The sequence below is a fragment of the Microbulbifer sp. 2205BS26-8 genome (assembly GCF_030731025.1).
Classification (GTDB): domain Bacteria; phylum Pseudomonadota; class Gammaproteobacteria; order Pseudomonadales; family Cellvibrionaceae; genus Microbulbifer; species Microbulbifer spongiae.
Map to the genome: position 1 here is coordinate 1 of NZ_JAVAMR010000027.1, position 26,865 is coordinate 26,865.

At 52.7% G+C, this 26,865-nt stretch carries 18 protein-coding genes and 1 tRNA gene; 8 read left to right on the top strand and 11 right to left on the bottom strand.

The window, feature by feature from the left end; all coding sequences use genetic code 11:
• Positions 1-60 precede the first annotated feature (60 nt).
• The 9 genes from Q5Y71_RS10475 to glpK all read right to left on the bottom strand — a co-directional run bounded on the left by Q5Y71_RS10475 (position 61) and on the right by glpK (position 8,991).
• Positions 61-150 (bottom strand) — tRNA-Ser (locus tag Q5Y71_RS10475).
• 267 nt (positions 151-417) lie between these two features.
• Positions 418-612 carry a carbon storage regulator CsrA gene (gene csrA / locus Q5Y71_RS10480; RefSeq protein ID WP_299943075.1) on the bottom strand — a complete coding sequence of 65 codons (195 nt, stop codon included), beginning with the start codon at positions 610-612 and terminating at the stop codon, positions 418-420.
• Between the two features lie 215 nt (positions 613-827).
• Positions 828-2,072: an aspartate kinase gene (locus Q5Y71_RS10485; RefSeq protein WP_306042120.1), complete on the bottom strand. Its 1,245-nt coding sequence runs from the start codon at positions 2,070-2,072 to the stop codon at positions 828-830.
• A 128-nt stretch (positions 2,073-2,200) separates the two neighbouring features.
• Positions 2,201-4,813: an alanine--tRNA ligase gene (alaS, locus tag Q5Y71_RS10490; protein ID WP_306042121.1), complete on the bottom strand. Its 2,613-nt coding sequence runs from the start codon at positions 4,811-4,813 to the stop codon at positions 2,201-2,203.
• 76 nt (positions 4,814-4,889) lie between these two features.
• A complete protein-coding gene (locus Q5Y71_RS10495) occupies positions 4,890-5,237 on the bottom strand; it encodes a histidine triad nucleotide-binding protein (RefSeq protein WP_301414442.1) in 348 nt (115 codons plus the stop codon).
• Positions 5,238-5,241: 4 nt separating this feature from the next.
• Entirely contained in the window at positions 5,242-5,427 is a 186-nt protein-coding gene (locus Q5Y71_RS10500) for a Trm112 family protein (protein WP_108734085.1), read from the bottom strand.
• 131 nt (positions 5,428-5,558) lie between these two features.
• Entirely contained in the window at positions 5,559-6,398 is an 840-nt protein-coding gene (locus Q5Y71_RS10505) for an alpha/beta hydrolase (protein ID WP_306042122.1), read from the bottom strand.
• A gap of 56 nt (positions 6,399-6,454) precedes the next feature.
• Positions 6,455-7,474: a class I fructose-bisphosphate aldolase gene (locus tag Q5Y71_RS10510; RefSeq protein ID WP_306042123.1), complete on the bottom strand. Its 1,020-nt coding sequence runs from the start codon at positions 7,472-7,474 to the stop codon at positions 6,455-6,457.
• Positions 7,475-7,512: 38 nt separating this feature from the next.
• Positions 7,513-8,991 (bottom strand): glycerol kinase GlpK, encoded by a 1,479-nt coding sequence (gene glpK, locus Q5Y71_RS10515; RefSeq protein WP_306042124.1) that lies wholly within the window; start codon positions 8,989-8,991, stop codon positions 7,513-7,515.
• Positions 8,992-9,944: 953 nt separating this feature from the next.
• Here glpK and csrA (Q5Y71_RS10520) point away from each other — a divergent pair.
• The 8 genes from csrA (Q5Y71_RS10520) to Q5Y71_RS10555 all read left to right on the top strand — a co-directional run bounded on the left by csrA (Q5Y71_RS10520) (position 9,945) and on the right by Q5Y71_RS10555 (position 25,007).
• Positions 9,945-10,133 carry a carbon storage regulator CsrA gene (gene csrA / locus Q5Y71_RS10520; RefSeq protein WP_306042125.1) on the top strand — a complete coding sequence of 63 codons (189 nt, stop codon included), beginning with the start codon at positions 9,945-9,947 and terminating at the stop codon, positions 10,131-10,133.
• A 745-nt stretch (positions 10,134-10,878) separates the two neighbouring features.
• Positions 10,879-14,130, top strand: coding sequence for a TonB-dependent receptor (locus Q5Y71_RS10525; protein ID WP_306042126.1), 3,252 nt, complete (start codon positions 10,879-10,881; stop codon positions 14,128-14,130).
• Positions 14,131-14,221: 91 nt separating this feature from the next.
• Entirely contained in the window at positions 14,222-18,649 is a 4,428-nt protein-coding gene (locus Q5Y71_RS10530) for a hypothetical protein (protein WP_306042127.1), read from the top strand.
• A 376-nt stretch (positions 18,650-19,025) separates the two neighbouring features.
• The gene (locus Q5Y71_RS10535; protein WP_306042128.1) at positions 19,026-20,270 is read left to right on the top strand and encodes a hypothetical protein; all 1,245 of its coding nucleotides are present in this window, start codon (positions 19,026-19,028) and stop codon (positions 20,268-20,270) included.
• Positions 20,271-20,554: 284 nt separating this feature from the next.
• The gene (locus Q5Y71_RS10540; RefSeq protein WP_306042129.1) at positions 20,555-20,785 is read left to right on the top strand and encodes a hypothetical protein; all 231 of its coding nucleotides are present in this window, start codon (positions 20,555-20,557) and stop codon (positions 20,783-20,785) included.
• Positions 20,786-21,088: 303 nt separating this feature from the next.
• Positions 21,089-21,340: a hypothetical protein gene (locus Q5Y71_RS10545; protein ID WP_306042130.1), complete on the top strand. Its 252-nt coding sequence runs from the start codon at positions 21,089-21,091 to the stop codon at positions 21,338-21,340.
• Between the two features lie 20 nt (positions 21,341-21,360).
• The gene (locus Q5Y71_RS10550) at positions 21,361-21,810 is read left to right on the top strand and encodes a hypothetical protein (protein ID WP_306042131.1); all 450 of its coding nucleotides are present in this window, start codon (positions 21,361-21,363) and stop codon (positions 21,808-21,810) included.
• A gap of 290 nt (positions 21,811-22,100) precedes the next feature.
• Positions 22,101-25,007, top strand: a complete 2,907-nt coding sequence (locus Q5Y71_RS10555) for a TonB-dependent receptor plug domain-containing protein (RefSeq protein ID WP_306042132.1) — start codon at positions 22,101-22,103, stop codon at positions 25,005-25,007.
• 15 nt (positions 25,008-25,022) lie between these two features.
• Here the strand turns inward: Q5Y71_RS10555 and Q5Y71_RS10560 are convergent, their stop codons facing one another.
• The gene (locus Q5Y71_RS10560; protein ID WP_306042133.1) at positions 25,023-26,009 is read right to left on the bottom strand and encodes a FecR family protein; all 987 of its coding nucleotides are present in this window, start codon (positions 26,007-26,009) and stop codon (positions 25,023-25,025) included.
• 55 nt (positions 26,010-26,064) lie between these two features.
• On the bottom strand, positions 26,065-26,580 hold the full coding sequence (locus Q5Y71_RS10565; protein WP_306042134.1) for an RNA polymerase sigma factor: 516 nt from the start codon (positions 26,578-26,580) through the stop codon (positions 26,065-26,067).
• Between the last annotated feature and the right edge of the window lie 285 nt (positions 26,581-26,865).

A 26,865-nucleotide genomic window follows, 5' to 3' on the forward strand; every position in this document is an offset into this window, starting at 1 on the left:
AACGCACCTCCACCACAAATCTCTGTAGAGTCCCAGACTTTCAACGACAAAGCCGATATATGGCGGTGAGAGAGGGATTCGAACCCTCGATGGGCGTTAACCCATACGCCCTTAGCAGGGGCGCGCCTTCAGCCACTCGGCCATCTCACCATTCACTCATGTCTAAACACCCGCATTAAGGGGACTTTCCGGAGAATAGCCGTCGGGCGGGTGCTTACATCAAAGTGGGCGGGATCATACCAATGGCCTGACAAAAATCAATGGGAAATCAGTAACATTTTGCTCTTTTTTATTCTATCGGGCACAAACTGGTCTACAGATTCAATAAAAGACTTCTCCGCCAACGCGTCAGGTAAAATTGAGGTTGATGCAAATAAAAAAGGCCGGGGATCCGGCCATTTTCCGCAAACCACGCAACTATTCGCTACCCCCCTCCTCAGAGGACTGTCTTTCGCGCTGGATACGCTGATAGATTTCTTCGCGGTGGACGGCGACTTCTTTTGGCGCATTGACCCCAATGCGTACCTGATTGCCCTTCACCCCCAGCACGGTAACCGTCACATTGTCGCCGACCATCAGCGTTTCACCAATTCGGCGGGTTAAAATCAACATTACCTACTTCTCCTTGATCATCCTGTGATAAAGAGCGGCCGGTATTCCCCTAAAGCTGCTCTTATTTGGCATCATAACCGGATGGCGGTGCAAAAAGGCCAAAAAGGGGCCCATCGTACTATTCAGTATTGACCAGCCGAACAAAATCTCAACAGGTTGAATTTTGTGCCAAGAAGCCAAATCGAAATGAAAGGCTCACACCGCCTTAACTCTGGTTATTGTGTTTTACATCTCTGCTTATCAGAGAGTTCAAACTCACTGTGCAAGGCCCGCACAGCGAGTTCAAGGTAGCGCTCATCGATAATCACCGATATCTTGATCTCAGATGTGGTGATCATCTGGATGTTGATATTGTCTTCACCGAGCGCGCTAAACATGCGACTGGCCACGTTTGCATGGGATCGCATGCCCACACCGACAATAGACACCTTGGCAATCTTGTCGTCTGAGATCACTTCTCGCGCACCAAGTTCCGCCGCGACACGTTCCAGCACATCACGCGCTTTGCCCAGATCATTGCGGTGCACGGTGAAAGTAAAGTCTGTGGTGCCATCGACAGCACTGATGTTCTGCACAATGACGTCCACTTCAATATTTTCACCGCCAACCGGTGCCAGAATTCGGCAGGCAACTCCCGGGGTATCCGGCACACCGCGAATTGTTAACTTGGCCTCATCACGGTTGAACGCGATACCAGATACAACAGGTTGCTCCATTTCGTTATCTTCCTCATCCAGGCTAATCAGGGTTCCGTTGCCATCCTCAAACGTGGAGAGCACACGCAGGGGAACCTTGTATTTACCGGCAAACTCCACAGCGCGGATCTGCAAGACCTTGGAACCGAGACTGGCCATCTCCAACATCTCCTCGAACGTGATACGGTCCAGGCGGCAGGCACTGTCCACCACCCGAGGGTCAGTGGTATAAACCCCATCGACATCCGTATAGATCTGGCACTCCATCGCACCCAGTGCCGCCGCCAGGGCCACGCCTGTGGTATCCGAACCACCACGCCCTAAAGTGGTGATATTTCCGTAATCATCCACACCCTGAAAGCCCGCAACCACAACCACTTTGCCTGCATCCAGAGCCCCGCGCATTCGTTCGACATCAATGCGCTGAATGCGCGCTTTGGTATGCGCGTTGTCCGTGAGGATCTTGACCTGCCCACCGGTATAGGAGCAGGCATCGTAGCCACGCTTTTTCAGGGCCATGCTCAACAGCGCAATAGTGACCTGCTCTCCGGTGGAAACCAGTACATCCAGTTCTCGGGGATCGGGTTTTTCCTGAACCTGATACGCGAGATCAATCAAGCGGTTGGTCTCCCCGCTCATAGCGGAAAGCACCACAATCAGATCATGCCCCTGGGCGCGAAATGCAGCCACCTTGTCGGCGACAGCCTCTATGCGCTCAATCGAGCCCACAGAGGTCCCACCGTATTTCTGCACGAACAAACTCATAACTTTCTGTGTTTTCCCTGCTCATGGCCAAGCACACGCACCCTTCCAGCTGGCGCAGGCGCGCACTTAATCATCAAACTTCGACGAAATCAACTTGACACCCTTCTCTTGCGTCAAATTGACCGACATTACGCGCTGAGGGAATCCTCAACCCACGCCGGTACCGCCTGTAACATCCCCGCCAGTGCAGAAAGATCTGTTCCACCCCCCTGGGCCATGTCGCGGCGACCACCACCCTTGCCACCAAGTCTGCCAGCGGCGAAGCGCATCAGGTCACCGGCCGAGAGACGGTCGGTAAGGTCCTGGGTTACGACAGCCACCAGGGCCACCTTGCCTTCACCCGGTGCGGCGAGTAATACAACACCACTGCCGAGCTTGTTCTTCACCTGATCTGCCAGATCCCGCAAGGACTTGGGGTCCGCACCCTCCACGGAGGTTGCCAGCAGCTTAAAACCGGCTATATCCACTGCCTGGGCGGAGAGATCGCCACCAACACCCGAGGCAAGTTTGGCTTTCAGCTGTGCAACCTCCTTCTCCAGCCTGCGATTCGTGCGCAGTAGCTGCTCCACCTTATCCGCCAGGGTATCCGGGCGCGCCTTGAGGAGCGCGGCGATATGTTCAAGGTGCTGCTGGGTCTGGTCGAACAGCGACAGTGCATGGGCACCGGTCACCGCTTCGATACGGCGCTGCCCCGAAGCAATGCCGCTCTCGCCGACAATGCGCAGCAGGCCAATATCACCGGTGCGTTCGACATGAGTACCACCACACAACTCCACAGAAAAGGCGCCCCGCTCGGCCACGCCCATGGAGAGCACACGCACGGTGTGGCCGTATTTTTCGCCAAACAACGCCAAAGCACCCATTGCTTTAGCGGAGTCGATATCAGTTTCAAGGGTTTCCACCAGCGTATTGGCGCGAATCTGGGCATTCACCAGGGACTCAATGGCACTTATCTGCTTGAGGGTTACCGCCTCAGGGTGGGAAAAATCAAAGCGCAAGCGCTCGGAATCCACCAGGGAACCCTTCTGGGTTACATGCTCGCCCAACACTTTGCGCAACGCTGCATGCAACAGATGGGTGGCAGAGTGGTTGAGGGCAGTTGCCCAGCGCACATCCGCAGACACTTTGGCTGCGACCTGGTCACCAACCGCAATAGCGCCCCGAAGCACCTTGCCACTGTGCAGATGGTGGCCTCCCTGTTTGGTACAGTCGCGCACTTCGAAGCAGCCGGCTCTCGCGTTCAGGTAACCGCAATCGCCAACCTGGCCACCGGACTCCGCATAAAAGGAGGTGCGATCCAGTATCACAGCGCCCTCTTCACCCTCTTCCAGGCGCCTCACCCGCCCACTCTCTTTGACGATAGCGACGACGATGCCCTCAACTTCCGTTGCGTCATAACCCAGAAACTCAGTTGCCCCCCCCAGGCCCAGCACTTCGGTGTAGCCCTGCTTAAACTTGCCCGCCGCACGGGCGCGCTCGCGCTGGGCTTGCATCGCCGCTTCATAACCGGCCATATCCAGGTACAAGCCACGCTCGCGGGCGATATCCTGGGTCAGGTCGGTAGGAAAACCATAGGTGTCATGCAAGGTGAATACCAGCGCGCCAGGAATTTCACTGTCTTCCAGGAAGGCGAGGGCGTCTTCCAGCAGGGCCATCCCTTTATCCAGGGTCTTGGCGAATTGCTCCTCTTCTTTACGCAGAACCTGTTCAATGGTTTGCTGTTTCTCACGCAATTCAGGATAGGCTTCGCCCATCTGCTCGACCAGGGCCTCCACCAACTGGAAAAAAAAGACCGCCTTGTGCCCCAGCTTGTGCCCATGGCGCACAGCGCGGCGGATAATGCGGCGGAGGACAAAGCCGCGCCCCTCATTGGAGGGCATAACACCATCGGCTATCAGGAAAGCGCAAGAGCGGATATGATCTGCGATCACCCGCAGGGATTTCTCTTCCAGATTGTCACAGCCAACAATGGTACCGGCAGCTTTTAACAGTGCCTGGAACAGATCGATTTCGTAGTTGGAGTGTACGCCCTGCATCACGGCAGCTATACGCTCCAGGCCCATTCCAGTATCCACCGACGGCTTGGGCAGCGGATGCAAGCCTCCCTCTGCTGTGCGCTCGTACTGCATAAACACCAGATTCCAGATCTCGATATAGCGGTCCAGCTCATCATTGTCTGAACCGGGCGGGCCTCCGGCTACCGCTTCACCGTGGTCATAGAAAATCTCTGAGCTGGGCCCACAGGGACCGGTGTCACCCATTTGCCAGAAATTGTCCTCATCCAGGCGGGAGAAACGGTCGACACTGACACCGATCTCTTTCAACCAGATATCGGCGGCCTCATCGTCACTGATATGTACGGTAATCCACAGGCGCTCTTCAGGCAGGCCCAGAACTTTGGTGAGAAAATCCCAGGCAAAACGGATAGCCTCGCGCTTAAAGTAATCGCCAAAGCTGAAATTGCCCAGCATTTCAAAAAAGGTATGGTGTCGCGCAGTATAGCCGACGTTCTCCAGATCGTTGTGCTTGCCGCCGGCGCGCACACAGCGCTGCGCGCTGGCTGCGCGCCTGTAGGGGCGTGACTGATGACCGAGAAAGGTATCCTTGAACTGTACCATGCCGGCATTGGTGAACAGCAGGGTCGGATCGTTGCCCGGAATCAGAGAGCTCGATGGCACAATGGTATGGCCCTGTCCCGCAAAGTAATTCAGAAAGGCTTCGCGAATCTGTGCGCTTTTCATCCAGCGTCATTCCACTTCGTTTGTTGAAAGTAAGTTGAACGACACCATCGACGACGAGATGTCATTTCTGCCCCATTTATTGTGCAAGGCTGTGCTCAGGCATTTTTTTCTGAGCCAGCAGGTGAACATGCAAATGGAATACGGTCTGCCCGGCACTGCGACCATTATTGACCACCAACCGAAACCCTTCGAGGCCTAATCGTCGGCCCAGTTCGGCAGCCACCCACATTAAATGACCGAGTAAAGCTTTGTCTTCGCTTTTGGCGTCTGACAAGTTGACCAGGGGCTTTCGCGGGATAATAAGCAGATGGGTTGGCGCTTGTGGCGCTCGATCCTCAATAACGACGCAAAGGTCGTCTTCGTAGACTTTCTCGGCCGGGATATCGCCTGAAATAATTCGACTAAATACGCTGGATTCACCCATTGGTTTATTTTTCCAGCTTTTCCTCGGCGGTCAGCTGTCGCGCTTCAGACTCCAGCATCACCGGTATCCCATCCCGGACCGGGTAGGCCAGACCACTGGCCTTGCACACCAGTTCCTGGGTGTCCTCGCGATACTCGAGTGGCGCTTTACTCACAGGGCACACCAACAGGCTCAGTAACTTTTTGTCCATGTTTCACCCACTATTTCCCCCACCACAACTTCCGGGGTCAAAAATGACCGCGTATCATACATGGCTTCAAGGGGTTTTTCACGGTATTTGCCACGGTTTCTGCCGGTATACTCTGCTGCCTTACCCAATTTTTACCCTAAGGCGACAGCCCTGGGTGCGGGCAGCAGGGAATGCAAATGTTCCAACAACAACTCCCGTGCCAAACGCCCCTCTTCCACCTCATTAAACACTTCGTGGTAGGCATCGGGAAAACAGTGCAGTTTTTTATACTCTGAGCCAATACGTTTAAACCAGTTCCGGCTGATTCCCGTGTCCACCAGTTGGTCTGACTCCGGCAGTAACATCAGGCAGGGCGCCTGCAGGCACCCGAGGTTGGCGGAGAGGAACGTCCGCTCCCGCAGGAAGGTTTCAAACCAGCGCAAGGACACACCCCGATGTGTCAACGCATCACTCCGGTAGGCCTCGACAACTGCGGTATCGCGACATAACCATTGGTCATCAATCCTGTTGGAGAGCACTAGTCCCGGAACCAGCTTTGCCAGAGTGAGCACCAGCCACAGCTCCAGGCCCGCGGGCTCCCGCCTGCCGGAAAAACCCGGTGCAGACAGGATCACACTGTCTGCAACGTCGTAGCGGATAGCGCTGCCACAAGCCACCACCGCTCCCATACTGTGTCCCAGGAGGTGCAGGCTGATATCGGGGCTAGCCTGTTTGATCAGGCTTATCAATGCGTACAGATCCTCGCAATACAGAGAGAAATCATCGATATGTCCCCTTTTGCCTGCGGACAAGCCGTGACCGTAGTGGTCCAGTGCATAGACACTGAAGCCCGCCCGGTTGAGGTGCCTGGCCAGGGCGGCATAGCGGCCGCTGTGCTCACCCAGGCCGTGGGAAATCACCACGATGCCCAGCGCGCGCTCCACCCACCAACGCCGGTAGTGCAAACGTATATCCCTCGTCAAAAATTCCATCCCCCCTCCCCTCTTACAGTCTTTCTCATTATTGCATTGCCTGCCTGCAGCCAGGATTACTCCGCGCGTTCCAGGCTATCGCGGTATTGACCCAACATGGCGAGGTGGTTCAAACGCGCCCGCCGCACCAGGGCGCCCTGCGCAGCACAAATATGCTCCTCCCGACCACGCCAAGCCGCCAGTGCCGGCTGCTGCAGGGCCCGGCCATAGGAGAAGCTCAGTTGCCAGGGCGCATTGCCAAGTCGGTTCAGGGCATTGAGATTGGCTGTGGCCTCCTCGGGACTCTGCCCGCCGGAGAGAAAGTGAATACTGGGCACCGCAGCAGGTACTGCGCGCCGCAGACTGCGCAGGGTGTACTCCGCAACCTGTTTCGGCTCGGCGCGGGCACACTCCGACCCCGGCGTTATCATACTGGGCTTGAGCAGCATCAGTTCCAATATGACGCCGTGGCGATGCAGGGCGTGAAAGACCGAGTGCCAGACCTGCTCATTGACTGCCGCACTCCGCTCAATACTGTGGTTACCATCCATCAGTACCTCCGGCTCTACGATGGGTACAACACCCTCACACTGGCAGACAGCGGCATACCGGGCGAGCACCTCGGCATTGGCATGCAATCCCAGTTCGGTGGGGTTTTCCGGACCCAGCGGATACACTTCCCGCCACTTGGCAAAGCGTGCACCCAACTTTTTGTACCCCCGCAACCGCTCCCCGAGGCCGTCCAGCCCAAAAGTGATCATATCCCCAAGGGCCCCGGGCAGTGGCCCCTTGCCTCTGTCGACCTTGATACCGGGCAGGATTTTCTGTGCCGCCGCCCTCTGTGCCAAGGGAATACCCTGGTCATCGCACTGACCAAGGGTTTCCTCAAACAGAATCACCCCGCTGACATACTCCCCCAGTTCCTCGCTTGTGAGCAGAGCCGAACGATAACTGCGACGGCTCTGTTCCGTTGACTCCACTCCCACTGACGCGAAACGCTTGGCGATGGTGCCGCCACTTTCGTCCGCAGCGAGAATGCCCCGTTGGCCATCAACCAATTCGGCAATGGTCGCCTGCAATTCACTCTGAAGCGTCATTTGGATAGCTCCCGCGGTATAAAAACACGCTATTCCCCTTAAAATGCCTGACAGGCGGAGACCGCCCGCTTCCAGCCGGCCAGCAAAGACGTCCGTTTGGGTGTGGCCATCGCGGGCCGGAAGTCCCGCTCTATCTCCTGCAGGCATTCCGGCAATCGCTGGGACTGCCAGAGTCCACTGCCAATGCCCGCCAGGAGCGCGGCACCGATCGCGGTAGACTCGTTCTGCCTGGGGCGCTCTACTCGCATTGCGGAGATATCCGCTTGAAACTGCATCAGAAAGTTATTCGCACTGGCCCCACCATCCACGCGCATATGGCTGATGGGCAGCCCGAGAGCTGCACTCATCAGGCACACCAATTCATCGCTCTGATAGGCAATGGATTCAAGCGTAGCGCGCACCAGTTCCGCACGACCGCTACCGCGACTCAATCCACAGATGGTGCCCCGCGCCAAAGGGTTCCAGTGGGGCGCACCGAGTCCACTGAAGGCGGGCACCAGATAGACACCGCGGGTATCGGGAACACTTTGTGCAATCATCTCAGTTTCCGCGGCCTGTTGAATCAGGCCCAGTTCATCGCGCAGCCACTGCACTGCAGAGCCGGCGGTAAATACCGAGCCCTCCACAGCATAGGCCGGGTCACCATGGACATCGCAGGCCACCGTTGCCAGTAGCCCCTGAGGGAGAGCAGATGGCATCTCGCCGGCAAACGCCAACATAAAACACCCGGTGCCGTAAGTATTTTTGATATTCCCGGGATGGATACAGCCCTGGCCAAACAGCGCCGCCTGTTGATCGCCGACTACCCCGCAAATGGGCGCATCGGTGCCAAGGAAAGCTTCGGGATCGGCATCGGTAAAATAGCCGGCGGATGGTCGAATTTCCGGAAGTATGGATTCCGGGCAGTCGAACAGTGCCAGCAGTTCAGGGTCCCAGTGTTTTTGTGCCAGGTTGTATAGCAAAGTACGGCTGGCATTGGTGTGATCGGTAAGATGCGCGCGGCCGCCACTCATTTTCCAGATCAGCCAGCTATCCACGGTACCGAAACAAAGCGCACCACTGCGGGCACGGGCCAGTAATTCGGGATTCTGACGAAACAACCACAGCAGCTTGCTCGCCGAAAAATAGGCATCCAGCAGCAGACCACTGCGTTCACGCAGCCAATGTGCATTTCCCCCTGCAGCAAGCTCCGCGCAGATTTCTGCAGAGCGGCGGCACTGCCATACGATCGCCGGATGCACCGGCTCCCCGGTGTACCGGTCCCACAGGATAGTGGTCTCCCGCTGGTTGGTAATTCCCACAGCCTGGATATCCGATGCCCGGATACCGGCGCGCTCCAAGGCTGCGCTGCACACATACCGTGTCACCTGCCAGATCTCTTCGGCGTTCTGCTCAACCCAGCCCGGTTTGGGGTAGTAATTGGAAATCTCCGAATAGCTGTGGCCAATCAGGGCTCCGCAGGTATCGAAAACAAAGGCTGTTGTGCCGGTGGTGCCCTGGTCGATGGATAAGATCATAGCGTGCCCCGTGATTATTCTGCTGGCGCTCTGTATCCCGTGGCGCGTTTTAATGAAGGGCGCATGCTCCGGCCACCCCGTGAAAAGAATATAAGCCCAATGACTTGGCGTCCAGCACCGGGCGATTCTATCCAACGGCAGGCGCGGACAGCCCGGTTACAACGTCGCGGCCTATTTGCGCAGCTTCCCAGCCCGGGTGTGCACTGGAGAATACCCAGTCTCTGCCCAGAAACGGTTTCTGTAGTTATGCAAAATACCTACTAAAGGCTTAACCGCAAACCAGTGATCGCATGTTATTGCGGATTCGGAAAAACCGCCGTATCCCCTGAACTTGCGGTTGAGGCCATTCAGGTACCGCAGATCACCGGTTTGTTTAAGGGTTACTTTTATTGAAAAGCGTTGCCAGCAGCCGAGGCGTGATATCTGTACTGTCAGGTTGCGGTCTTGGCCGGCCTGGTCAATCGATAATTGCGCTTTTTTTTAATCGCATGCATCGAGAAATATAGGCGCGCAAATTATCCTATTGGATTTTATTCAGTTTTTCCCGTGTCAAAGCTACGTAAAATCGACAGCCCTCTTTCAGTATTGCGGGCTACGGCGAAACAGGCTGCTGCAAAGCCAGTGCTTTATAAGAGACCCAGAACTTTCAAAATTCATTCCCTCAACAGGAAAACGGCAGCGTGACATAAGAGTAGAGCAAAGGCGCTAACCCAAGGTGGGCCAACACCAGGGGCCAGCTAACTAACTTAATAACATACCTATCAAAATGGCTATATGGATAATACGCTAGATACTTGCTTGCCTTCAATAAAGTGGAGTATTTTCAGCAGGTTGGAGCAGTTCCCCAGGCGCGGGTAGCGTTGCGCCCGCCTTTTCCTATTCTATGCCTACCGTTCCCACGCCCCGCCCCGCACCCCCTTGAAACGTGGCTTTCCGAGCTTCCCCATCACGACATGTTGACTTTGAAGCGCCGAACTGGCGAAAATCTAAGAATTGGGACAAATGTTTCAGTCATAGTATTGGAGGTGAGGTGGAATCAGGTAAGGATAGGAGTCCACGCCCCCAAATCCCTCCCTGTCCACCGTGAAGAAGTTTATATGCGCACCGAAAGGGAACGGAAGGCAGGCAATGGAACGCGTTGAGAGACGGATTCTTTAAAGAGAGCGGCCTCACCTTCGAGCCCCCGTCCCTGTGAATCATCCAACCCGGCAATAATTTAAAGGAAGTAGAACGGGTATCAATAGTAAAGATGCTCGCAGACTGCCAACCAGGCTCAACAGCGAAATCATCGATTCAAGTTCCCTGCCTGTGCCCGCCAAGCTGTGCCCTCTTGCTTGGAGGCAACCCCATAACCACCGGACAAGAGGGCACCTTTTGGCTCCAAAAACCACGTTGTGATTGTCGGTTTTACGGCATCTCCACTATCCCGCTGGCCTGCCTCAGCAGTACTCTTGAATTTTACCTTGCGCTCTGTTTGCACTGTCTTTCCAATATTCGAGTTAGCAGATTTTCAGGCAGCTAGCCGATGTTTTTACCCACCAAAAAAATGGCACTGATTTAATGCTTTAAAGCGCCTTTGTAAGCAATCTGTAACATATGTGTGTTTACGTATCTTCCATCTCGTCGATTGATTTTTCTGCTTTCCATTCCAAATGATTTACTTGCCTGTCAGCCAGAGTATTTTTCACTTGTGATGCTGCAAAATTTTAACCAAAACTTCATTTTTAGATTGTCGCCCAGTTGAATATTTGGCGTCTTTGCAGGGGTTGGTTGTTTATTCAATGCCTGGCCTCTGCTCTAAAGCGGGTGTTTGGTAATAGCTGTTTGAACGGTGCGGGAATTACAGGTGTGCTATCAGGATTTTCTATTCGTGAGTAGGGGTGTGATATGAGATTAAACGTTTCCAAAAGGTTGCTATGTGCCGCTATTGGCATGGCTGTTACTGGCCAACTGCAGGCTGCGGGGCTGAAGCTGGATTTATATGTTGATGCTGAGCCCGCCGGACAAATCGAGATATTGCTGAATGGTGAGCATCTAGGCTCCACTGACGTCAGGGGTTCCTTTTGGAGTGACGCCATTCCGTCCGGCCGACACCGGCTGCAATTGGGCCTTGAAAAAGAATCAGAATCTTACGCCTTTACCGTGACAGAAGATGAGGCAGCCCTGGTTACCATCAACACCGACTCCGAGACCGGACGCAGTGTAAAATCCATTCAGAAGATGGCGCTTTCAGCCGTGGATGAGCACGGTTTTTCACCGGAAACCTTCCCGTCTGAAAATCTGGCGCCAGGGGTTATTCAGGGCACGGTGAGCACGCTTGATGGAGAGCAGCCACTGCGCAATGTGACGGTTACGGTTGTCGGCAGCAGTGAGCAAACAGTTACAGACCGCTATGGTAATTTTGAATTACAACTCGCCCCCGGCAACTACCAGCTGCAACTGGAACACCCCGATTACCAGACTGCCCAACTGAACGCGCTCCGGGTACTGTCAAAAATCAACCTGGCCCTGGATGTGCAGCTTTCCACTGCCGATGTTTTTGCCGGTGAAGGGGGGGATACGCTGGAAGAGGTACAGGTTCTGGGCCGCTACCTACCGGGCAATCCCATTGAAATTGAGCGGGTGTCTTCGTCGGTTGTGGACAGCATAGATTTCACGCAAATAGCCCGTTTCGATGACTCCATGGTAAGCAGCGCGCTCAAGCGTGTGGTTGGCGTAACCCTTGAGGAGGATCGATTCCCCATTGTGCGCGGTATGAAAAGCCGCTACCAATCCACGGATTTTAATGGGGCGTTTCTTCCCAGTACCGACCCGGCGCGGCGCGACCTCCCCCTGGATATCTTTCCCGCTGGCATTATGCAGGGCCTGAGTTTGCAAAAAAGCGCCTCGGCTGATGTGCCCTCCAGTGCAACCGCGGGGCATATCTCCATGCGTACCAAAGAAGCGCCACAGGAGGGGTTCTTTCAGACTTCTTACTCGGCAAGCCACGGCGATATGCACGGGGATGGCCTTTTGATGTCCGGCACCGAGGGGGACCGGGACTGGCTCGGTATGGATGATGGCACGCGTGAGCTACCGGATGAGTTGGGACAAACGCTGTTTTTGTACCTGAATGTAAAGCAAGATCCGGATAGTGTCGGCGAGTTTACTGAAGAGGATATACAGAGAATAGCGCGCAGTATCCCCCACAATAGGATTGAAAAAGGTGAGGCACAAATTGACTCCAGCATCAGCTTTAGCGGCGGTAACAGCTGGGATATCGGCGAGCAGAATTTTGGCTTTATCAGTGCGGTGCGCTACTCGAGCAAATGGAGTAACAATACCAAGCAGAATACCCGCTACGCTAAATTCAACGAGGAACTGGATATTGATTCTATTGTGGAGACCCATGATACCAACAATGTAATTGACCTGAGCGCTATGTTAAATCTGGAGTGGAATATCAGCGATCAGCACCGCCTGGGGCTGAATAATATTGCATTGCGCCACACCACCAATTCCGCTGAAATATCAATACATCACGCTGCGCCGTCGTCTTTAAAGGGGGCCCTATCCGAAAGTCAAATTGAGGAAATCAAAGCCAATTTAGACCTTGAAAAATTCTTGTACCAGAATGTGGACTGGATTGAAGAACAGCTTTTGAGTCACCAACTCTGGGGGGAACACAGCTTCTCCTTGCCATCGCGCAGTGGCTGGATGAATTATCTGGGTGATCTTGAAGTCCAGTGGCAATTGATGGAAGCCACTAGTGAATACGATCGTCCGAATGCGACCCAATACTCCTACAGGCGCGTGAATGGATCTAGCTATTCACTCAATACAGCAAATTTTTCCCAGTACAATTTCTGGGAAGAAATGGAAGAGGACTTATCTGGAAATAAATTGGACATTGCCCTGCCGATAGAGGGTTTTAGCTGGGCCTCATTGGTACTCAAAGGTGGGCTTTTAACGATGCAGAGGGACCGGGACGGAGCCTATCACCATTACCAACTTAAGAATGGCTCAACTCTGCCTCCGGAAATTTATCAAAACCCGGACCCAACTCAAGTGTACGCTCCAGAAAATATTGCCGGCAGTCCAGGTAGCCATGGTTTTTATTTGAGTATTGGCCGGATAATTGGCGAAAAGGACGTTGGGTTCTCCGGAGATAGCTATATCGCCGAACAGGAAATTGATGCCGCCTATGGCCTTATTGAAATGGATATCCAGGAGAGATTCAAAGTAAATGTTGGGGTACGCAAAGAAAAGTACCGATTTCTTGCGGAGCAATATGCCTATACTCCCGAGCCTCTGGTGGAGCTATTGGATAAAGAGCGCACCTTCCCTTCGGTGAGTGTTACCTATCTATTGAATGACCAGTGGCAACTGCGTACCGCTTACTCCGAAACAGTCAGTTGGCCCGAGATTTACGAGATAATGCCCCGCGTCTTCTATGATATAGAAACCCTGGAGCGATATTCAGGGAACCCGGAGTTAAAACCCGCGGATATTGACAATATTGATATACGCCTTGAATGGTATCCCTCGGAGTCGGAATCCATCACCCTGGCCTATTTTACCAAGGATATGATTAATGCAATCGAAAACCGCTTTGCCAAGAGCGGTGATGTGTTTGATTTCTATACTTTCGACAATGCGGAAAAGGCAGAAGCCTATGGATGGGAGCTGGATCTGCGCCGGGAGTTCACCCTGGGGCGGGACCAGGGGCACGAAGTCTTTGTGCAGTTTAATTATGCCGGCATTCATTCAGAGGTGAAGACAACCGGTGGGCCTGATTTATTTCCGGTGTTGATAAAACGTGGGTTGCAGGGGCAGCCTGACTATGTCACCAACCTGCAGCTGGGCTATGACCATATTGATAGCGGCCAGGAAGTTACCCTTGTCTTTAGCCGCAAGGGCAGAGAACTGGCCATTGCAAACCCGGGTTTGGAAACAGTGCCATCCGATGTCTATGAGCTGCCCTACAATGATCTGCGCCTTATTTACAAGAAAAATTTCTTAAACGGATTGTCTTTGTCTGCCTCCATAGACAACCTGCTAGATGAAGAGCACCAAATGGTGTACGACGGTTATAAAACGCCCTATTTAAACTATTCCAGCGGCCGCAAATTCAAACTGAAGGCCAGCTATAGCTATTAAAGAGACAGAAATTTACGCTGAATTGATATAACTGGCGAGCGAGTGTAGCTGCGCCACTTACCAATTTCCAAAAGACCACTTGGATGGAATTATGTCTAAGAGAAATGATTGCGCTATTGATACTATTCGCAAACAGATTGTCGATCGATTGAGAGCTTACTTACACAAGCGCTTGATATTATTGGGGAGCGCCCTGCTGTTGACGGCTTGTAGCGGCGAGTCCTCCGATGAAATTGCACAGGAGCAGCCATTGGATTTATCCCTGCAACAGTGTGAGCTGGCACAGGGCGGGGTGGTGGGTACCCCCATCGATCCGATAATGGTTGACGGTGTTGAAACCCAGGCCTGCCTGCTGAATGTGGACTTTGGCCAGTCGGGGAAAATTAAACTGAAAACCAGCCACCAGTATGAACCCCTGGCCTGGATACTGGATGGCGTTTACGACATAGGCCAGAGCAAACCCTATGCAACGCTGGAAGAGATACAGGCCGACGAGGTTGTTGATGTTTCAGGGTCAGGATCGCCTGTCTATGCACGGGAGGGCAGCGTGGTCGTGGTTCATCGCAATGCCCGCCTCAATATTAATATTGAGTCTATTGATGACAACCGTTCCGGTGGTGGCGAATGGGGCGGTGTTGTAGTGAACAGTATTGGTGATCATCCAGACTGCGGAGACAATACAAGTAGCGAAAACTTCTGCAATATTCAAGGACCCTGGGGTTACTACGGCGGCTTGTCCCGATCCGACACCCGGTATGGGCCTGCAGTGCTGACCGGCAATGCTATCGGTGGTGACACCATTCGAACTGGTTTTCTTGGCTATGTGGCCGAGGCCGGGGGGGCCACAAAGAATAACCTCCCACTGGAGGCCGCCATTACCATCAATGCGCCACACTTCACGCAAACCCAATCGCCACAAGGCATTCTGTACAGCGCGAATACGGGCCTGGAACTTAATGGCGGCGCCTTGCGGGCGAGCATTTATGCAATGGGCAACCAGGAGCATGCGATTCACTGGCACAGTGGATTTGGCGGCCTGATAGGCAATGATCGCATTATTTATCACGATAGTGACACAGTGGCCCTGAAGGGAGAAGCCAGCAGCCCGGCAATGGAAGAGGAACCTGGCGTTCAAATTGATCGGCTGACAGTGGTGGATAAAGCCCTGACCGCAGCCAAGGCCCTCGAAGTTTCCGGGGGCGGGGATATTGCTATAGAGCACTTTGTGGTACAGGGGTTTAATACCTGCTTGAGTATTGCCGACCCGACAACCCAGGTGGCCCTCGGCAACAGTGTGTTGTACTGCGATAAAGCCAGCCGGGCGGTGGAAGGTGAGCCCGACTATGCCGAGCCACTGCTCTCCCAGGGGGAGAATAACTATACCCTGAATCCGGATTTAAAGTCTGATCTGGCACTGGATAACACAGCTATTCAGGGGATTGCGAATGCACGGCTCAGAAGTTCATCAACATTAGCCGTGTTAAAACATTACGATTTCCGCCTGCTGTACGAACCCTGCTTTGGTGTGGGCACGCCCCTCGATGAAACCGTCGATATCGGGCCGAACATCTACAGCATTTGCGAATTGCAGGGCCAGGTAAACAGCGGCCTGTATTTTGATGACGATATCAATGATGCGCTTGTGGCCTGGCGCCTGAAAGGGCCGGTAACCTTTGGCAATGCACTGGCTGCCCTGAGTGATGAAGAGCAGATAGCCCACTTGCAGCAGCCGAAAAAAGTGATTTTGGATGGAGACTCCAAACTGCTGCTGGATGCCACTTCTTCACTGACCTTTCATGGAGATGTTACCCTGAGTGTGCGGGGCAGTGCAGATGACCCGGTAACGCTGGCAGCCCGGGATGCCGAAGTGCACTGGGCCGGGATGAGCATCCACGGCCTGGACAACCAGTGTGCCAGTAAAGCGGCCTGTGTCCTGGCTGCCCAGCCCCGGGTCAATATCCAATACCTGCGTTTGCTGAATGCAGGTAATGGCCAGCCCGCCCTCAAACTCCAGCATGTGGGTGCCGGAGCTGAGCTCAACCACCTGGATATTGCCAACTCCCAGACCGATGGCCTGGCCCTGGATGGCGGTGCAGCGAATATCGATTGGCTCCTGGTTTCGGACGTGAAAGACAACCTGGTCAGCTGGGCAAACGGCTATCGCGGCACGGTACAATATGCCATTTTACAGCCGGGAGACATGTCCAGCGGCCATGCCCTGCTGGGCCGCAATAATCCCACAGACCACAACGCCACACCACGCTCGCGCCCGGTTATGGCTAATATCACCCTGCAAGGCGCGGAGAGTTCGGATAGCGCCATTTTGCTGGAAGACGGCTCCGGCCTGTTGCTCTACAACTCCGTGGTGACCGAGTTTGCCACCTGCCTGGATATCGATGACCAGGCCACCTCGGACCTGCAGTTCAGCGACCCGCTGGAAATCTATTTCAACAATGTGGTGCTGGATTGTGGCCGTACCGTTCCAGATGAAAACGAAGACGACGGGCACGATTTTGCCACCGCCACCCAGGGACTCAGCGGCGTGTACGAAGTGGCTGCGGTACTAGACAGCAACTTTGTCGCTACCGGTGACGATATTCCCGGCATCAACACCGGGATTGATCTCACCCTGGCCGGCGACGCCGCCCGCTACCTGAACGCCAACGTGGGCTATATGGGTTCTGTACAAGACTCCCTAGACGATTGGTACCAGGGCTGGAGCGATTCTGTGGCGGTATTGCTGGCCGCCGAATGTGACTATAAAGGCGTGCTGGAGAAGGATTACGTTTACAAAAATGAGAGAGCGGGTAGCGTAAGCGTAGAAGATAAGAAGTTTTTTTCCTACTTTAAGGTCTGCGGGCTGCGCGGCACGATTACCGAAGACTTTATCCTGAATGCCTTTACCGGAGAAGACCGGGTGGCTATCGAAAGCGGGCACCAGGTGAATGAAGAAGTCTATCCGGGGTATTTTCTGGAGCGTGACCCGGCGCCCACCCTGTGGCTGATAAACGGTCTGGTTAGGGTCGGTGAAGGGCATCTGGCCATTACCGATACTGCCCAGGTGGCGGCGATGAAGGCCGATCCGGTAACCCTGGGAATGGAAACCTCCAGCATCGTGATGGTTGCCAAGGGCGGCGGCCTGCATATTACCCGCGGCGGCGCCCTGGAAGTGATTGGCGATGTAAGCCTGAACAATATGGAGCGCGATGGGGATGCCGCTGGGCCAGTGAATTTGGTGGGATTAATTGCTAACGCCAGCCCTAGTTTTTCTGCAGGCTACCCCTTAAATACGAAAGTGCGCACCTGGGCTGGTCTGATCATTGATGGTTTTGCGCGCAACAACCAGTGCCCGAAGGCCATGGCGGAGCCCGGCAGCCGTGTCTGTAATATTCAGGGGGAGTATGGCTACCATGGCGGTTATGATGACAACCACGGCAATGTGAATATTGAAAACCTGCACCTGCTACAGGGCTCGCTGCGCCTGAACAGCGTCGGCCGCGGCGGTAAGATTGAGAACCTGTACTTTGGTCTGGGGGGGGATATAAATCAGACTCCACGTACGCCCGCGGCCTGGGGTAGTGAGAACGTTGGCCGCGCGGCGATCGATATTAATGGCGGTGTGGTAAATCTGCGTAACGTCCAGATTGCTGATCCAGTACCAGGTAATAGCCTTCGCTGGAATCATGGATACCGGGGCACTATGCAATCGGTTTTTATTGAGGATAGCGGATTTGCCAATCCCTTCGGTTCTTCTCAAGAAGAATTTGTCAGCACTCTTATCCAAAAAGCGGGGGAGTGGTATGATTATCCCACGATTTCCGGGCACAGTGGCGATTCAGATGCACTGCCGCGCTCCATGCCCACTATAGCCAATCTTTCCCTACACAGAGCGGATTCGCTCATGCTTTTTAACCCCACGGCCCCCGATGTTACAACCACGGCGCTGGAACTGGTCAGTGGGAGCGGCTTGTTTTTACACAATAGTAATGTTGGTGCTGACAGAGCGAATGATATTTATCTTCCGGGCTTGTTTGGTGGCCCTCCACTGTTAGTTGACCAATGCCTCTCTTTTGGCGAGGGCGTTGCATCGCTACTGGGGGAGAGTATTATTTTTGATCAGGTGGCCTTTGCCTGTAAGGAGGTGTCCCAGGATCCAAACCTGGCGAACCAGATTGACAATCACTTTCGGACTCAAGATGTCAATAACCAAACTGGTATTGTAAGTAACGCCTCCACTATTCCGTTGCCGAGCCAGGCGAATAGTGATATTTATTATTCTGACTGGGTGTTTGGTTTTTATGGAGATTTTTCTTTTGATGAGATCAACGGCGTCAACTCGTTTAGCGAGTGGCGCCGTCTCTATCCGGCAACCAATTTGATCAATCTGGGTAAGGCCGATCCCGACTATTCCGAATCAGAATCTGCTGATATGAATTTCTTGACAGACAGCCCCTTCTTTGGTGCCAGTGACTATTTTATTCCCATCAATGCCGGAGAGAAAATTCCTGGGGAAGATTAGTGGCACCTTCTTAACAAGGATTCCCCAAGCAGGCCGGCAATTGCCGGCCTGCTTTTTGCTTGCGGGGCAGCCATAGAGTTTTATCCGATTGTGGTAATTTCAGCCGATTATTTGTAACACTTTAGTCATTACCCACCCGCTTTATGTTATAAAAATTTAATGTCGCCAACAGAGATTTTTCCCGTCTCTGGATTTCTTTTTATTCTTTTTTGTTCTTCTTTTTTTGTTAAAATAAAAAAAGAATCTAGATATTATGATTGACTGACATATGGCGCGGTTAAATTGTTATGGCCTGGCAGAGTGGTAACAGCCGGGAGTGGTAAACAAAACGGTATTTATCAAGTTACAATTTAATGTCCAGTAGGTGGAACTTGTGATGAAAAAGGTAATGACTTCCGTTGCGCTGATGGCTTTGGCTTCAGTTTCTTATGCGGATATAGATTTGGGTCTCGATGCATTTTGCAACTCTAATGGTACCTTTCAAGGTACAGTAATCTTCAATGGTACGAATTATTTGCGCTGTGATCTGCCGGCCTCTATAGCGGTAAACGATACGGTCGTGCTTGCCAAAAACAGCACTCTATCACCCTTACCGATTGTATGGGCACTGCCCGGTATTGTTTTGGTGGGAAATGGCCACCTCCAGAACGCCAACCCCAGCACGGTGGATAAGACCGTACTGAAGATTGAAGCGGGTGCACAGATCGCCGGTGCGGCAGACAGCAACTCTGCGTTGGTCATTACCCGCGGTGCGCAGATTGATGCCCAGGGTAGCAGTAGTGATCCCATCGTATTCTCCTCTATCGATAACGATATAACAGGTTCCGGTGAGTGGGGCGGTTTGGTGCTGGCAGGGTATGGTGAAAGCAATGCCTGCCCCAGTGCCAACGGGCAAGACCTGTGTGAAATGGAAGGTGTTGCTTCAGCCTATTACTACGGTGGTGGAAAGTATCTGGACGAAACCATGAGCAGCGGCACCCTGGAGTATGTGGTGATCGCCGAGGGTGGCCATGAAGTGGCTATAGCCAGTGAAATCAATGGCCTGACGCTCTACAGCGTGAATAGCAGCACCAGTATTAAGAATGTGCATATTCACAATAACCAGGACGACGGTATTGAGTTTTTTGGTGGCGATGCCGGAGTTGAGGACCTGTGGCTGACTTGTAATCAGGATGACAGCGTGGATTGGGACGAAGGATACCGCGGATCTCTTAACAGGGTGAGTATTGTCCAGGGAGACAATGCCGACCACGCCTTCGAACTGGCCAACAACCCGGACTCCATAACTGCCGCTCCCATTGCGCGCGGTGTTGTTACCAACGTCACCGTTGGCTTTGTGGGCAGCACTGCCGGCTCTACCGATGTTCCCCTGAAGCTCAAGGAAGGCACCGATGCCTACTTTGAAAATGTGGAGATTCTCGGCTATGCCGGGCAGGCTTGTAACGATACTTCCAGTGCTATTGGCAGCAGCTCTACCGCCTATACCGGCGATGCCTTCAATACCATGGAGTACGATTGCAACCGAATCATTGATAACACCAGCTATATGACACTGCCGGCCTCTACCTCAGCTACGGGTTTTAGCGCTGCCTCCTTCTGGAATGCTCCTAATTGTGATTAAAAACTCAGGTTTTTGAGATTTGCTTCTGTCAATTAGATGGCATGTTTTGTAAATTTGAGAAAAGCCGGCACCTGCCGGCTTTTCCTTGCGTCTTATGCAAAGACACCCCGGCAACGACAATCCCCCGATTTTCTGGCGGGATTTACTGTTTACTCTTGGGGCGAAGTATCCGATCCAGACAATGATCGAGACGCAATAACCGTTTGCGTTGGTTAAATACACCTAGCAGTTATGCTGCTGGAATTTTTTATTGTACTCTGTTTAGTAAACCTGTGGAGGTTGTAATGAAAAAGCTACTGGCTTCTGTTGTTCTGATGGCTTTAGCTTCAGTTGCGTATGCGGGTACAAATTTGGGTCTTGATGTATTTTGCAACTCTAGTGGCACCTTCAAAGGTATTAGAACCTTCAATAACACATATTATTTGCACTGCGATTTGCCGACGCCTATAGCAATAAACGATATAATCGTGCTTGCCAAAAATAGTAGTGGACCACCCTTCTTTGCGATTGTATAGACACTGCCCGGTATTGTTATGGTGGGTAATGGCCATCTCCAGAACGCTAACCCCATTACGGTGGATAAAACAGTACAGAAAATATAACCAGATGCTCAGATCGTTGGTGCGGTAGACGGCAACTCCGCACTGGTTATTAGCCGCGGTGCGCAGATTGATGCCCGGGGCACCCCTAGTGACCCCATCGTATTCTCCTCTATTGATGATGATATGGCGGACACCAGTGAGTGGGGCGGTTTGATCTTGGCAGGTTTAGCTGAAAGCAATGGGTGTCCCAGAGCTAATGGGCAGGACACTTGCGAAATGGAAGGTCTAACTACTCCCTATTACTATGGTGGTGGAAGGTACCTGGACGAAACTATGAGCAGCGGTATCTTGGAGTATGTGGTGATTGCCGAGGGGGGCCATGAAGTCGCTCTTGAAGGCGAAATTAATGGCCTGACGCTCTACAGTGTGAATAACAGCACCACAATTAATAATGTGCATATTCACAATAATAAGGATGGTGGTATTCAGCTCTTTGGGGGGATGCCGCTGTCGAGAACCTGTGGCTGACTTGTAATCGCGATGATAGTGTGGATTGGGAAGAAGGTTTCCAAGGATCTCTTTCTAATGTCTTTATCGCTCAGGGTGATGGTACTGATCACGCCTTCGAACTGGCCAGTGGGTCGAGGATTTTTTGGCCCGGTAACCAAACGGCGCGTGGCGTTGTTACCAACGTCACCGTTGGCTTTGCGGGTCATACCCCCGGCTTTACCGATGCTCCCCTGAAGCTCAAGGAAGGCACCGATGCCTACTTTGAAAATAAGGAGATTCTCGGCTATATCGGGCAAGCTTGTAACGATACCTTCAGTGCTATTGGTAGCAGCTCTACTGCCTATACCGGCAATGTCTTCAATACCATGGAGTACGATTGCACCCGCATTATCGATAACACCAGCTATATAACGCTGCCGCCTTCTGCTTCAGCTACAGGTTTTAGCATTGCCTCCTTCTGGAATACCCCTCCCCCTAGGTATGAGTAATGAAGAGTCCCAACAAGTTTTGCTCTACATCTGGCAGGTTTATCCTGTGCCTTTTTTGACCCGCCACCACCCGCACAACAAGAGAGGCAGGCCGGGTTATTTGCGCTACCGCAGTGGTCCGGGCGCCAAGGCCTGTAACGGTACAGTGGACTTTGCTGAGCTGCGGGCCCGCCTTGTCATACAATGGTAATAACCCTCTGAGAGCATCGGCAAGCTAAAAATCAAGAATGTTGATTAAGCGCTTGCCGGGGTACTGTCTGAATACCATTTCTGTTCAAGAATGCGGGTTATTGCGACGACTTGGTCAATTACTGGCTGCCTGGGGTCTCCTTCTCTCCCTAGGGATTTTGGCACTGCCGGTGCCCCATGTTATAGCCGCAGCACAACCCTCTGGTACTTTCGAGCCAGGTAAGCCGCTGCCGTTATTGACCGTGCTGCAAAACCTGGCGGAGGAATATCACTATCAACTGGTGACCGATCCATTACTGGTACGGGCTCAGCAGGTACCGGTACCTGCGCGGGGTACCACTATGGAGTCGCGTCTGGGCGCCCTGCTCAGCCCCTTTGGGCTGCGCTATGATTTGATCGAGCGCACTCTGGTGGTGTATCGAGAAAAAGCGGCCATACCCCGGAAGGATGAGCCCCACCCCTACTCCGGGTATTCCGGGGCGATTGCGGAAGTAGAGGTCAATGCTCGGGCGTTGGCACCGACTCAGGCTGACAGCCTGGGCTATGGCGGTGAGCGTTATATGGGCGGAGCGGACGCCAGTATCAATTTCAGGGAAATGCGCTCCCAGGGGATTACCGATCTCGCTTCTGCATTTGAGTTGATCTCCGGCGTTAAAATGGAACAGAACCGCTACGCGGTAATACGTGGCTTGCGCGGGCGCTATCAATCCGTCCGTCTCAATGGGGCGGTGCTGCCCAGTTTGGAACCCTCCAGCCAGCGGGTACCGATGGATATCTTTCCGGTGGAGATTTTAAGCCATGTGGATTTATACAAATCGGTGTTTGCCGATGCGCCGGGCAATGCCAGTGCCGGCGTTGTCAATATTGAAACCCGGGGCATTTCCACCGAGAACACTCTGAACCTGATTGCCGGCAGCGCCTATACGGGCGGCACCACCGGCCAGGCGGTTTTGCGCGGCTATACCGGTGATCGGGATTGGCTGGGGTCACTGGACCCGCAGCGTAAACTGCCAACGGCCATTGCCGGGGACGCTCACTATGGAAACCTGGATCATTGGCCGGAAGCCGAGCGGGAGGCGGCGGGAGAATCAATACCCACCCACTATGCGCTCACCAAAGGTACCGCAGGAGTGGATGGACTGCTGAGCCTGAGTGGTACCTATCACTGGCAGCAGGGGGACCATCACTGGGGCGTGAGTGCCTCTCTGGGGTATGAAAACCGCTGGCGGCAAGTGGACCAGCAATCCCGGGTCATGAGCCGGCGCAATCTTGTTTCAGCCAACGATGAACTCAAAGAGGTATACCTGGCTAGCGAAACTTCACAACACCGCAGGCTGGATAACCAGATCAATGCCAATACCCTGGTGGCATTCGCCTATAGCTGGCGAGACACACAGCATATTGGAGCCAATTATCTGTTGCTGAGGCAAAGCTCCCTTTACAGCGAGCAGATTAAAACCCAGAAGCCCGGTTCGAGCTATTTTTATGCTGAACCGGAGCGCCTGCGCAGCCTGCACCACTGGACGGGTAAGCAGGTATGGCTGGGGCAGTTTTATGGCAGCCACCTGATTGACTCCAGTGCGCTCTGGGATCTACAGTGGCATTTAACCTCGGCGAGTTCCCGCTACCTGCGCCCTTATGAGGTTGACTTTCAGTATCTGCGTCCAGCGCCCTCCCTATCCTACCACTTCGACACCAGCAGCAGTGGTTTTCAGGTGAGCTGGGAGCAGATGCAGGAGGAGAGTTTTAGTAGTGGCATCAGTGCTGTGCGGGACTGGTCTCTGGATACTCTGTCTGGCGATATCAAGGTGGGGTATGAATTGTTGAACGGTCTTCAAGACGGCTACTTACTGGAATATATTTTTACCCCCAAGGGAGATATAGATTCAAGCTGGAAGCTGTTGGAGCGGAATGATCCCGCAGAGATACTCACGCCCGGAAATATTATTGGCAAACCCGGTACCAATGGTTTCCTCTTGAATGATCCCATACACATTAATGTGAATCCTGCAGCATTAGATGGTAACTTTTACTGGGCCAAACGCAGAAATCGTGCCCACTACTTGCTGGCGAACAGCTATTGGAATGAACACTGGGCGTTTTTACTGGGAGTGCGGCGCGAGCGAGAAACGGTAAAGGCGGATTTCTGGGATCGTGCCCCGCAAGGCTGGGTACCCTTGCTTGACGAGGGGCACAACCTATATTCCGCAGCACTCAATTATATTCCCTCTGGCTTGCACAACCTGCGTTTAGGATACAGTGAAACCGTGGTTTGGCCCAGCGTTAACGAGCTGATGCCGAAACGGTATGAAGATGTTGATTTGCGTATCCATGTGACGGGCAATCCATATTTGCAGATTGCACAGGTCAGGAATTGGGATCTGCGCTGGACCTATAATAACCGCGACCGGGATTTCGAGGTGAATTTCCTGGCCTTCCACAAAGATATTGACAATGCGATTGAAGGTGTTTTTTTTGACCCTGTGCGCAGAGCAGATGCCGTATTTAATGTCTACAGTTATATAAATACCCGCGCTGCAAAGCTTTACGGTTGCGAGTTGGAGATGGATTACTCCAGGGTTATGGGCAACACCCATCAGTTCACTTTGGGAGCCAGTTATTCCCATATGTATTCCAAAGTGGAGATTCCCGAAGACTTAGAGACTCAGACCGGCAAGAGACCTCTGCAAGGACAGCCGAAACACTTGGTGAATCTGCACCTGCAGTACAACCACCTGCCAAGTGAACAGCGTCTCTCCTTAAGGTATAAGCACTCTGGGCGCGAGCTGTTTATTGTCAGTGACACCCGCGATGTGCCCCATGTATATCGGAACAGCTCCAATAATCTTTCTCTGAGTTATTCCCTGCGCTTTATGCCCAATCTCCATGGGGTTATCTCTGTAGAAAACCTTCTTCAGGACGAACACCGCTACAAGCAAGCGGGCCAACTTTTTATGGGCTATAAAGAAAACCGAAAATTTCGGCTGCGTATCTCTGCAGATTTCTGATTCCTGTTATACCGTTTAAGGAGTTTGCTCCTCTGAGCTTTCCAATACCGTATGCGACCCCTGGTGTTGAATTTTTAGGTTGTGCAGCTTGGCTAAAATCTGGATATTGGTATCGATTTTTTTCAGATCGAAACTCCCACTGACCAGCAGGCTTCCAATCTCGTGTCCTTTGGTGGTTAGGGGGGTATCGGTAAAGCGGTTAAATTCTACCAGGAGATCCGAGAGCCGCTGATTCTTCACCTGGATATATCCATCTATCCAGCTTTTATAGTTGGCCAGGTCGAAAGTCTTTATGGCACCAGTACTGTGCTCGGTGATCCTCAGCATTTCTCCAGCAGCCACTACGAAGCGTTTTCTTGTCTGCTCAAGTGGATTAACGACGACTTCACCTTCAAGAACGGTTAACTCGGTAAATCCATATCGCTGATCCACGTTAAAGATAGTCCCCAGGGCACGTATGGATGCCTGGCGGGATTCTACGACAAATGGACGGCTTGGGTCCTTGGCAACAGAGAACTGGGCTTCGCCGTTAAAAAGACGAATGCGCCTTTTTCGTTCGTTATAACTCACTGCCACCTTGGTTGTGGCACTGAGGTCCAGGATACTGCCATCTGTGAGTTTTTGCCTACTCACCTGTTTCGGTTCCGTCTGATATATACGTTTGATTGTTCTTTGTGTATTTGAGTTATACATAATGGTGGTTGTTATCACTAAAACTAGACTTGCGGCAATTGCCAGATACCATGGGCGCATGGGTGTCTTTCTGGAAGTTAACCGTTCCCTGTGACTGGCTTGCTCGATTTTCAGAAGTGCCTGCGCAAAACTCTGATGATTCCAAATACGCTCTATTCTTTGAGCCAGTGCCCTTCTCACTGGGCTCTCGTGCAGCCAGACTTCAAAATCCTTGACTTTTTGTGGGCTCGCTTGTTCCTTAGCACCGTGGATAAACCAGGAAAATATTGCTTGTTCTTCCTGTGGGCTGATTGGAATTTCTTTGTTCATAGTGATCTTATCTTCACAATTTAACCGTCCACAACGTTGATCAAATTCTTGAAGGTTAAAAATGTTGCGCTATATTCTGCTCAATCATCTTAAGCGCCCGATTGAGTTTTTTTTCCACAGCCTTTACGGAGATATCCATCTGTTCAGCGATTTCGATATTGCTCTTTCCGTACAATTTACGCATAACAATAATATTTCGAGTTGTTACCGGTAGCCTGTTGAGCAGCTTGATAAACATGGCGAGGCGCTGCTGGTTATCCACTCTCTCCTCAGGCTGTGGGTCCTGACTGGTAATATCGTCGCTCAGTACTTCCATCGTATAGGCATTTCCCCGCCGCATACTGTCATTGATGAGATTGATAACGACGCGGTACAAATAACCTATGGGATTGTCGAGTTGTTCATTGTTGCTGATCTGCTGGGTTAACCGGGTTACGGCCTCCTGATAAATATCTTCCGTTTCCTGTGTGTTGCGAACTCGTTTTCTGATGAAATTTAATATCTTGGGTCTTTCTTCTGATAACGCCAGAAAGACGCTTTTGTTGGCAGCGCCTGGTTGATTTATCTTCACGTGACTTCGGTAACCTATCTGACATAAAGAGCAGTCTTATCCCTGTGCCTGCTGCTATAAGGCAAAGACGTATGAACCTGGACTTTGCGACATGTTTTTTTGATTTCAGGTGACGTCACTAGTCAGGCAGGAGGGAAGCCTACCTCGCTCCCAGAACCGTATGAGGCATGGGTGCCGACACGCGCGTGCAGGGAGCAGGATCTGCTTTCCTTCCAACCCGGTAGTTATATTCCTTTCTGGTGCATGAATCGAAGTGCACAGAGAAAGACACCGCATAGCCAATAC